Source organism: Kitasatospora sp. DSM 101779 (assembly GCF_025655475.1).
Taxonomy (GTDB): domain Bacteria; phylum Actinomycetota; class Actinomycetes; order Streptomycetales; family Streptomycetaceae; genus Kitasatospora.
Genome location: NZ_JAHTIK010000001.1, coordinates 6,239,521 through 6,250,139 on the forward strand (window position 1 = coordinate 6,239,521; position 10,619 = coordinate 6,250,139).

The following is a 10,619-nucleotide window of genomic DNA, read 5'->3' on the forward strand; positions in this document are numbered from 1 at the left end:
GCCCGTCGGGCGGCGCGCCGCAGGGTGGTGCGCGCCGCGGAGGAGCGGGCGGGGGTGTTTCCGGTCATCGGGGCCTCCGGGGTGGTCGGTGATCACGCGGAGGGCCCATCCCGGCCGGGGGCCGCCCGGTGTTCAACGGCGCCCGGGAGCGGTGCGGGGCGGCCGGTGCGCGCCCCACGGGCGTCCGGCGGTGCGCCCGGTGTGCGGACCGGTCCCGGGACCGTCGGGCGCTTCGGATGCGACATGCGTGGCGGGGCCGCCGGCTGCCGGGATCGGCCCCGGACCGCGTGTGCGGGCGTGGATCGCGCATTCGACCTGCGGCGGAGGTGCCGCGGTCGCACGGTGGGGGGAGGGGGCCCGCGGGGCGGGGAGGTCCGGACGGTGCCTTCCCGCACCCTTGACAGCCAAAATGTGAACGTTAACAATCACAGCATCCGGAGTCGCCCGACCCACCCGCTCCGCCGGCCGGCAACCACCCCGCTTCGGTCTGCCCGGCCCGGCGGCCGCCGTTCCGCTCCCTATGAGGGTGGGGCAGCGGAACACGGCCGGCCGCCGGCCCGCGACGCTGCGGACCAGCCGGCGGCCGGCCCGAACTCCCCACCCCCGTACGAAGGATGAGACAGTGACCGAGACGCCCCCCACCCGGGCCGAGCAGACCGGCACCGAGCAGGCCGGCAGCGCGCCCGGCACCGGGCCGACCGGTGCGGCCGAGCCCGCCGGCGGCGACAGCTACGTCGTCGGTGTCGACTTCGGTACCCTCTCCGGCCGCGCCGTCGTCGTCCGCGTGCGGGACGGCGAGGAGCTCGCCACCGCCGTCCACGGCTACCCGCACGCCGTCATCGAGGAGCGCCTGCCCGGCACCGGCCGCCCGCTGCCCCCCGACTGGGCCCTGCAGCACCCCGAGGACTGGCGCGAGGTGCTGCGCACCGCCGTCCCCGAGGCGCTCGCCGCGTCCGGCGTCGACCCCGCACGGGTCATCGGCATCGCCACCGACTTCACCGCCTGCACCGTGCTGCCCGCCCGCTCCGACGGCACCCCGCTCGCCGAGCTGCCCGAGTGGGCCGCCCGCCCGCACGCCTGGCCCAAACTGTGGAAGCACCACGCCGCGCAGCCGCAGGCCGACCGGATCAACGCCCTCGCCCACGCCCGCGGCGAGAAGTGGATCCACCGCTACGGCGGGCGGATCTCCGCCGAGTGGCAGTACGCCAAGGCCCTGCAGGTACTGGAGGAGGACCCGCAGGTCTACGCCGCCTGCGAGCGCTGGATCGAGGCCGCCGACTGGATCGTCTGGCAGCTCACCGGCACCGAGACCCGCAACACCTGTACCGCCGGCTACAAGGGCATCCACCAGGACGGCGGCTACCCGGACGAGGACTACCTCGCCGCCCTCCACCCCGGCTTCGCCGACTTCGCCCGCACCCGCCTGGAGCACCCGCTGCTCCCGCTCGGCAGCCGGGCCGGCTCGCTGACCGCCGAGGCCGCCGCCTGGACCGGCCTGCCCGAGGGCATCGCGGTGGCCGCCGGAAACGTCGACGCCCACGTCGCCGCCCCCGCCGCCCGCGCCGTCGACAACGGCCAACTGCTCGCCATCATGGGCACCTCCACCTGCCACGTCGTCAACGGCCCGGCGCTGGCCGACGTCCCCGGCATCTGCGGCGTCGTCGACGGCGGCATCGTCGCCGGCTCCTACGGCTACGAGGCCGGCCAGAGCGCCGTCGGCGACATCTTCGCCTGGTGGCTGCGCCAGGGCGTCCCCGCCGAGTACCTCGCCGAGGCCGAGGCCACCGGTGAGGACCTCCACCAGCTCCTCAGCCGCAAGGCCGCCGAGCAGCCCGTCGGCGGCCACGGCCTGGTCGCCCTCGACTGGATGGGCGGCAACCGCTCCGTCCTGGTCGACCACCACCTGTCCGGCGTGATCGTCGGCCTCACCCTGGCCACCCGCCCCGAGGAGATCTACCGCGCGCTGCTGGAGGCCACCGCCTACGGCACCCGCACGATCGTCGAGGCGCTGGAGGAGGGCGGCGTCCCCGTCACCGAGTTCGTCGTCGCCGGCGGCCTCAAGAAGAACACCCTGCTCATGCAGATCTACGCCGACGTGCTGCGCCGCCCCGTCTCGCTCGCCGCCTCCGAGCAGGGCCCCGCACTCGGCTCCGCGATCCACGCCGCGGTCGCCGCCGGCGCCCACCCCGACGTGCGCACCGCCGCGGCCGCGATGGGCCGGGTCGACCGCCACGCATACCTGCCCGACCCGGCCCGCGCCGACGCCTACGACGCCCTCTACGCCGAATACCGGGCCCTGCACGACCACTTCGGCACCGGCCCCGACAAGCAGCTGCACCGCCTGCGCGCCATCCGCAACGCCGCCCTGACCGCCCACCGCCCCAGCGAGGACCGATGAGCTCCCCGATCGATCTGATCCGCCGCCAGGTCAGCGACCTCCACCAGGAACTGGTCCGCTACAACCTCGTCGTCTGGACCGCCGGAAACGTCTCCGCCCGCATCCCGGGCGAGGACCTGATGGTCATCAAGCCCAGCGGCGTCTCCTACGACGAGCTGACCCCCGACGCCATGATCGTCTGCGACCTCGACGGCACCGTCGTGGCCGGCGAGCACAACCCCTCCTCCGACACCGCCGCGCACGCCTACGTCTACCGCCACATGCCCGAGGTCGGCGGCGTGGTCCACACCCACTCCACCTACGCCAGCGCCTGGGCCGCCCGCGGCGAGGCCGTGCCCTGCGTCCTGACCGCCATGGCCGACGAGTTCGGCGCCGAGATCCCCGTCGGCCCGTTCGCCCTCATCGGCGACGACTCCATCGGCCGCGGCATCGTCGACACCCTGCGCGGCCACCGCTCACCCGCCGTCCTGATGAAGAGCCACGGCGTCTTCACCATCGGCAAGGACGCCAAGGCCGCCGTGAAGGCCGCCGTCATGTGCGAGGACGTCGCCCGCACCGTCCACATCTCCCGGCAGCTCGGCGAACCCCAGCCCATCGCCCAGGCCGACATCGACCACCTCAACCACCGCTACCAGAACGTATACGGCCAGCAGACCGCGCCCGCGGCCCGGTGAAGGAGAACCACCCCATGACGCACCCCGCCGACACCCGCGAGATCTGGTTCCTCACCGGCAGCCAGGGCCTCTACGGCGACGACACCCTGCGCCAGGTCGCCGAGCAGTCCCGCGAGGTCGCGGCCGCGCTCTCCGCCGACGGCGGCATCCCCGTCCGCGTCGTCTGGAAGCCCGTCCTCACCGACGCCGCCGCGATCCGCCGCACCTGCCTCGACGCCAACGCCGACGACCGCTGCATCGGTCTGATCGCCTGGATGCACACCTTCTCCCCGGCCAAGATGTGGATCGCCGGCCTCGACGCCCTGCGCAAGCCCCTGCTCCACCTCCACACCCAGGCCAACCGTCAGCTGCCCTGGTCCACCATCGACATGGACTTCATGAACCTGAACCAGGCCGCCCACGGCGACCGCGAGTTCGGCTACATCCAGTCCCGCCTCGGCATCGCCCGCAAGACCGTCGCCGGCCACGCCACCGACCCCGCCGTGCTGCGCCGCATCGCCTCCTGGGCCCGCGCCGCCGCCGGCCGCGCCGAACTCGCCACCCTGAAGCTCGCCCGCTTCGGCGACAACATGCGCGACGTCGCCGTCACCGAGGGCGACAAGGTCGAAGCGCAACTGCGCCTCGGCGTCTCCGTCAACACCTACGGCGTCAACGACCTCGTGGCCGTGGTCGACGCCGCGGCGGACGAGGACGTGAACGACCTGGTCAAGGAGTACGACGAGCTCTACCGCCTCGCCCCGGAACTCCGGGCCGGCGGCGACCGGCACGAGGCGCTGCGCTACGCCGCCCGCATCGAGCTCGGCCTGCGCACCTTCCTCACCGACGGCGGCTTCGGCGCCTTCACCACCAACTTCGAGGACCTCGGCGGCCTGCGCCAGCTCCCCGGCCTCGCCGTCCAGCGCCTGATGGCCGACGGCTACGGCTTCGGAGGCGAGGGCGACTGGAAGACCGCCGTCCTGCTGCGCACCCTCAAGACCGCCGCCGCGGGCCTGCCCGGTGGCACCTCCTTCATGGAGGACTACACCTACCACCTGGAGCCCGGCCAGGAACTCATCCTCGGCGCCCACATGCTGGAGGTCTGCCCGACCATCGCCGCGGGCACCCCCTCCTGCGAGATCCACCCGCTGTCCATCGGCGGCCGCGAGGACCCCGTCCGCCTGGTCTTCGACGCGGAACCCGGCCCCGCCGTCGTCGTCGGCATGGCCGACCTCGGCGACCGCTTCCGGCTGGTCGCCAACGAGGTCGACGTGGTCGCCCCCACCGAGCCGCTGCCCCACCTGCCGGTCGCCCGCGCCGTCTGGCGGCCCCGGCCCGACCTGCGCACCTCCACCGAGGCCTGGCTCACCGCCGGCGGCCCGCACCACACCGTCCTCACCCGGGCACTCGGCGCCGAGGAGCTCGACGACCTCGCCGAGATGCTCGCCATCGAACTCGTCCTCATCGACGCGGACACCACCATCCGCCGCTTCACCCGCGAACTGCGCTGGAACCAGGCCTACCACCGCCTCGCCAAGGCCCTCTGAGCCCCGCTCACCGACCGCGCCCGACGGGCCGCACCCCCGCACCACGGGGAGCGGCCCGTCGGCCGTCGTTCGGGCGCCGTCAGCGCCCCGGCACCGGGCGGCGCAGCAGGTACAGCCCGGCGAAGACCGTCAGCAGCGCCATGCAGACGATGAACACCACCCCGGCGTCCTCCAGCCCCACCGGCTCGGACAGCACGCCCACGCCGATCACCGGGATCGAGATCCCGGTGTAGGCCACCACGAACAGCGAGGAGATCGACCCGGCCCGGTGCTCCGCGGGCGCCGCCGCGGCCACCGCGCCGACCGATCCGCGCAGCGACAACCCCTGGCCCGTACCGCCGACCAGCGCGCTCAGCACCAGTAGCGCCAGCAGCTCCGCCAGCAGCGCGCCGCCGAGCAGCGCCAGCCCCCCGAGCAGCACCGCGCAGCCCAGCGGCAGCGCCCGCCGCGCACCCAGCGCACCGGCCGCCAACTGCCCGCCGGTCGACGCCAGGAAGGTCGCGAAGACGATCAGACCGATCAGCGCCCGGTTGTGCACGTCCAGGGTCTGCGCCAGGAAGGCCGGCGAGACCGCCGTGAACACCCCGAGCAGCGCGAACCCGGCGAAGGACGCGACCCCGGCCGGCACGAACACCCCGCGCACCTCGGGCGGCAGGCTCGGCCCCTGCACCCGCGCCGCCGACAGCCCCCGCGCACCCGCCACCGACTCCGGCAGCGCCAGCAGCACGGCCGCCGCGACCGCCACCATCACCAGGTGCACCACGAACGGCAGCACCAGCGGCTTGGGCGCGTACTCGGCCAGCACCCCCGACAGCAGCGGGCCGAGCCCCAGCCCGCCCATGTTCGCCGCCGTCGCCGCGAACGCCGCCCGGCCCTCCCGGCCGGCCGGCGCCAGCTCCAGCACGTACGCGGTCGCCGTGCCGGTGAACAGGCCCGCCGAGAGGCCCGACATCAGCCGGCCCAGGCACAGCAGCGGCACCCCGCCCTCGAACAGGAAGCAGAACGCGCTCAGCGCCGCGAAGCCGAGGCCGGCCAGCAGCACCGGCTTGCGCCCCACGGTGTCCGAGACGTTGCCGACCGCCAGCAGCACCCCGATCACCGCGAAGGCGTACACCGCGAAGACCACCGTGACGACCAGTTCGGAGAAGCCCAGCTCCTCCTGGTACAGCGAGTACAGCGGGGTGGGCAGGGTGGTGCCGGCCATGCAGACCGCGAAGACGCCCGAGGCGGCCAGGTACGCCGTGGCCCGGGTCGGACGGCCGCTCTGACGATCGCTCATGCGCCCACGGTACGGGCCCTCTGCCACCGGCCGGTGGGGGCGCGCGTCAGGCGGGCTCCAGCCGCCACCACTGCGCGGGTGTGTCGGCGTCCTCCCGCTGGCGCACCGAGCCGTCCGCCGCACCCTCCATCGCCTTGCCGCTGACGATCGCCACCACCGTGAAGGTCCCCGGCTCTTCCACGTGCCGCTCGAACAGCCACTCCTGGGCGCCGAACCCGTTCGGCGACCACTGCTGGATCGGCACCCCGTCCTCCGTCCGGGCACCCGTGACGTCGAGGCGCCTGCCGCTCGCCGCGTTCTCCAGGTGGTACAGGCCCGCCCCCGGATGCACCGGCGACACCCGCCAGACCTGTGCCTCGCTGCCGTCGTCCGCCGCGTGCCGGGCCTTCGCCCCGCTGCCGCTGCGCCCGCCGGCGATCTCCAGCAGCAGCCCGCTGCCGACGTTGCGCAGCCGGTAGCGGCCCTCCGGCACCGGCCCCTGCGCCGCCCCGCCCGACCGTGCTCCGCCCATGTGCCGTCCCGCCGCCGCCCGGCCGCCCGGGTGCGGCCGTCCTCGGAGGTCCACGCTACGCGTCGGGACCGACGGAAACGGCTCCGCCCGGTGTGCGCACACACACCGGGCGGAGCCGTCGCGGGTCGGGGTCAGGAGCCGACCTTGCGCTTGTTGTAGACGTCGAAGCCGACCGCGGCGAGCAGCACGAGGCCCTTGATGACCTGCTGGTAGTCGGTGCCGACGCCGACCAGCGACATGCCGTTGTTCAGCACGCCCAGCACCAGACCGCCGATGATCGCGCCGAGCACCGTGCCGACGCCGCCCGAGGCGGAGGCACCGCCGATGAAGGCCGCCGCGATCGCCTCCAGCTCGAAGTTGATGCCGGCCTGCGGGGTGCCGGCGTTCAGCCGGGCCGCGAAGACCAGGCCGGCCAGCGCCGCGAGCACGCCCATGTTGACGAAGGCGAGGAACACCACCCGCTTGCTCTTCACGCCGGAGAGCTTCGCGGCGGGCTCGTTGCCGCCGATCGCGTAGGTGTGCCGGCCGATGATGGAGTTCCGCATCAGGTAGCCGAAGCCGACCAGCAGTGCGCCGAGGATCAGCAGCACGATCGGGGCGCCGTGGTAGCTGGCGAGCAGCAGGGTGAAGACGAGTACCGCGGCGGTGATCGCGGCGAGCTTGGCGAGGAAGAAGCCCACCGGCAGCAGTTCGAGCCCGTACGAGGCGGCCTGGCGGCGGCCGCGGACCTCCTGAAGCACGGCGACGGCGAGCACGCCGAGGCCCAGCAGCAGGGTCAGGTTGTGGTAGTTGGTGTGCGGGCCGACCTCGGGCAGGAAGCCGCTGGAGATCTTCTGGAAGCCCTTCGGGAACGGCGCGATCGACTGGCCCTGGAGCAGGATCTGGGTGCCGCCGCGGAAGAGCAGCATGCCGGCCAGGGTCACGATGAACGAGGGGATGCCGATGTAGGCGATCCAGAAGCCCTGCCAGGCGCCGGCGACCGCGCCGATCAGCAGCGCGAACGCCAGGGCCAGCGGCCACGGCAGGTCGTGCTTGACCATCATGACGGCCGCCGCCGCTCCGACGAAGGCGGCCAGTGATCCCACCGACAGGTCGATGTGCCCGGCGATGATGACGATCATCATGCCGATCGCCAGGATCAGGATGTAGCCGTTCTGCTGGATCAGGTTGGTGATGTTGAGCGGCTTCAGCAGGGTGCCGTCGGTCCAGATCTGGAACAGCACCACGATCAGTGCGAGGGCGACCAGCATGCCGTACTGGCGGACGTTGCCGCGCAGTGCCTCGGCGAGCACGGTGCCGGTGGAGCGGGTCCGTGCGGGTGCCGCCGGGCCCGGCGGGGTCTTCGGGGTGGTCTGGGTCTGGGCCATGCCTTACACCTGCTCGGGTCGGGATACTGCGGTCTGCGGGGCTGCGGTCTGCGGGGCGGCGCTCACGGTCATGAGGCGCATCAGGGACTCCTGGTCGGCGTCGGCGCGGGCCACCTCGCCGGTGATCCGGCCCTCGGCCATCGTGTAGATCCGGTCGCACAGGCCCAGGAGCTCGGGGAGTTCGGAGGAGATCACCAGCACGGCCTTGCCCTGGGCGGCCAGGTCGGCGATCACCTGGTAGATCTCGGCCTTGGCGCCGATGTCGATGCCGCGGGTCGGCTCGTCGAGGATCAGCACCTCCGGGCCGGCGAAGATCCACTTGCTGAGGACGACCTTCTGCTGGTTGCCGCCGCTGAGCTTGCCGGTCTCGGCGAACACCGACGGCGCCTTGATGTTCATCGACGCCCGGTACGACTCGGCGACCTTCGTCTCCTCGTGCCGGTCCACCCAGCCGCGCCGGGCAACCTTGCCGAGCGCACTCAGCGTGATGTTGCGGCTGATGTCGTCGATGAGGTTGAGGCCGAGGTGCTTGCGGTCCTCGGTGACGTACGCGATGCCGTGCCCGATCGCCTGCGGCACCGTCCGGGTGGAGACCTCCCGGCCGTGCACCAGTACCCGTCCGCCGGTGCAGCGCCCGTACGAGCGGCCGAAGACGCTCATCGCGAGTTCGGTGCGGCCGGCGCCCATCAGGCCGGCGATGCCGACGATCTCGCCGGCACGCACGGTCAGCGAGGCGCCGTCGACCACCTTGCGGTGGTGGTCGATCGGGTGCTGGACGGTCCAGTCCTCGACGGCGAAGACGGTCTCGCCGATCTCGGGGGTGCGCTCGGGGTAGCGGTGCTCCAGGTCGCGGCCGACCATGCCGCGGATGATGCGGTCCTCGGCGATGCCGTCGGCGCCGACCGGGATGGTCTCGATGGTGCGGCCGTCGCGCAGCACCGTGACCGAGTCGGCGACCCGGGCGATCTCGTTGAGCTTGTGCGAGATGATGATGCAGGAGATGCCCTGGGCCTTGAGCTCCAGCATCAGGTCGAGCAGCTTGCGGCTGTCCTCGTCGTTCAGCGCCGCGGTCGGCTCGTCCAGGATCAGCAGCTTCACCTCCTTCGCCAGCGCCTTGGCGATCTCGACGAGCTGCTGCTTGCCCACGCCGATGTCGGCGATCCGGGTCTGCGGGTTCTCGTGCAGGCCGACCCGCTTCAGCAGGGCGGCGGCGTGGGTGAGCGTCCGGTGCCAGCTGATGATGCCGCGCCTGGCGTGCTCGTTGCCGAGGAAGATGTTCTCGGCGATCGAGAGGTACGGCACCAGGGCGAGCTCCTGGTGGATGATCACGATGCCGCGCTGCTCACTGGCCCGGATGTCCTTGAAGCGGCAGGGCTCGCCCTCGAAGAGGATCTCGCCCTCGTAGCTGCCGTGCGGGTACACCCCGCTCAGCACCTTCATCAGGGTGGACTTGCCGGCGCCGTTCTCGCCGCAGATCGCGTGGATCTCCCCGGCGGCGACGCTGAGGTTGACGTCGGAGAGGGCTTTGACGCCGGGGAAGGTCTTGGTGATCGAACGCATCTCGAGGACAGGTCCGGCCATGGGGTGTTTCCGTTTCGACGGGGGCGGTGCGGGCGGGGGCACTGGGGGTTGCACCCCGCCCGCACCGCCGGTTCCAAGCGGCCCGCGGCGGGCGGGCCCGGACTGGTCGGGCTACTTGAGCTGGTCGGCCGTGTACTGGCCGCCGTCGACCAGGACCTTGGCGTAGTTCTCCTTGTCGACGCTGACCGGCTGCAGCAGGTAGGCCGGGACGACCTTGGCGCCGTTGTCGTACTGGGTGGTGTCGTTGGTCTCCGGCTTGCCGCCGGTGAGCACCGCGTCGCCCATCTGGACGGCGACCTTGGCGAGTTCCCGGGTGTCCTTGTAGACGGTCTGGGTCTGCTCGCCCGCGATGATCGACTTCACCGAGGCGACCTCGGCGTCCTGGCCGGTGACGATCGGCAGCGCCTTGCCGGCGCTGCCGTAGCCGACGCCCTTGAGCGAGGAGAGGATGCCGATGGAGATGCCGTCGTAGGGCGAGAGCACCGCGTCCACGTGGGCCGTGGTGTACGACTTGCTCAGCAGGTTGTCCATCCGGGACTGCGCGACGCCGCCGTCCCAGCGCAGCGTGGCGACCTGGTTGAAGGCGGTCTGGCCGCTCTGCACGACGAGCTTCTTGCTGTCGAGGTACGGCTTGAGCACGCTCATCGCGCCGTTGAAGAAGAACTGCGCGTTGTTGTCGTCCGGCGAGCCGGCGAACAGCTCGACGTTGAACGGGCCCTTGCCGTCCTTGAGGCCGAGCTTGTCGGCGATGTAGGTGCCCTGCAGGACGCCGACCTTGAAGTTGTCGAAGGTGGCGTAGTAGTCGACGTTCTTGGTGCCGCGGATCAGCCGGTCGTAGGAGATCACCGGGATGTGGGCGTCGGCGGCCTTCTGCAGCACGTCGGTGAGCGAGGAGCCGTCGATCGCGGCGACGACCAGGAGCTTGGCGCCCTTGGTGATCATGTTCTCGATCTGCGACACCTGGTTCTCGACGACGTTGTCGCCGTACTGCAGGTCGGTCTTGTAGCCCTTGGACTGGAACTCCTTGACCATGTTGTTGCCGTCGTTGATCCAGCGCTCCGAGGACTTGGTCGGCATGGCGATGCCGACCAGCCCGCCCTTGGCGCCGTCCTTGGACGCGCCGTCGCCGACGCCGTTGGCGCTCTGGCCGCAGGCCGCCAGCGACAGCGCGAGACCGGCCGCGGCGAGGGCCGTAGAGAGCTTCCGCACAGTTCCTCCAGGGGTGTGCCGCGACCGGGGCGGGCGGGGAGCGCCGGGTCGGTCGAGCGGGGGGTGGGGCATGGGGT

Annotated in this window: 8 protein-coding genes; 3 read left to right on the forward strand and 5 right to left on the reverse strand. The window is 72.5% G+C overall.

The window, feature by feature from the left end; translation table 11 throughout:
* Window positions 1-622: 622 nt before the first annotated feature.
* From KSNIM_RS28395 to araA, 3 genes are read left to right on the forward strand one after another with little or no spacing between them, the layout of a single operon-like run.
* Window positions 623-2,398 (forward strand): ribulokinase, encoded by a 1,776-nt coding sequence (locus tag KSNIM_RS28395; RefSeq protein WP_263105961.1) that lies wholly within the window; start codon window positions 623-625, stop codon window positions 2,396-2,398.
* Entirely contained in the window at window positions 2,395-3,072 is a 678-nt protein-coding gene (locus tag KSNIM_RS28400) for an L-ribulose-5-phosphate 4-epimerase (RefSeq protein WP_263105962.1), read from the forward strand. Before KSNIM_RS28395 ends, KSNIM_RS28400 begins: the two co-directional genes overlap by 4 nt.
* Before the next feature lie 14 nt (window positions 3,073-3,086).
* Entirely contained in the window at window positions 3,087-4,595 is a 1,509-nt protein-coding gene (araA, locus tag KSNIM_RS28405; protein WP_263105963.1) for an L-arabinose isomerase, read from the forward strand.
* Window positions 4,596-4,674: 79 nt separating this feature from the next.
* Here the strand turns inward: araA and KSNIM_RS28410 are convergent, their stop codons facing one another.
* The 5 genes from KSNIM_RS28410 to chvE form a co-directional block, all read right to left on the reverse strand.
* The gene (locus tag KSNIM_RS28410) at window positions 4,675-5,874 is read right to left on the reverse strand and encodes an MFS transporter (protein WP_263105964.1); all 1,200 of its coding nucleotides are present in this window, start codon (window positions 5,872-5,874) and stop codon (window positions 4,675-4,677) included.
* 46 nt (window positions 5,875-5,920) lie between these two features.
* Window positions 5,921-6,385, reverse strand: a complete 465-nt coding sequence (locus KSNIM_RS28415) for an RICIN domain-containing protein (RefSeq protein WP_263105965.1) — start codon at window positions 6,383-6,385, stop codon at window positions 5,921-5,923.
* 131 nt (window positions 6,386-6,516) lie between these two features.
* Window positions 6,517-7,752, reverse strand: coding sequence for a multiple monosaccharide ABC transporter permease (gene mmsB, locus KSNIM_RS28420; RefSeq protein WP_263105966.1), 1,236 nt, complete (start codon window positions 7,750-7,752; stop codon window positions 6,517-6,519).
* Window positions 7,753-7,755: 3 nt separating this feature from the next.
* Complete coding sequence (mmsA, locus tag KSNIM_RS28425; protein ID WP_263105967.1) at window positions 7,756-9,333, reverse strand: multiple monosaccharide ABC transporter ATP-binding protein; 1,578 nt, start codon at window positions 9,331-9,333, stop codon at window positions 7,756-7,758.
* A gap of 111 nt (window positions 9,334-9,444) precedes the next feature.
* On the reverse strand, window positions 9,445-10,542 hold the full coding sequence (gene chvE / locus KSNIM_RS28430; RefSeq protein WP_317634065.1) for a multiple monosaccharide ABC transporter substrate-binding protein: 1,098 nt from the start codon (window positions 10,540-10,542) through the stop codon (window positions 9,445-9,447).
* Between the last annotated feature and the right edge of the window lie 77 nt (window positions 10,543-10,619).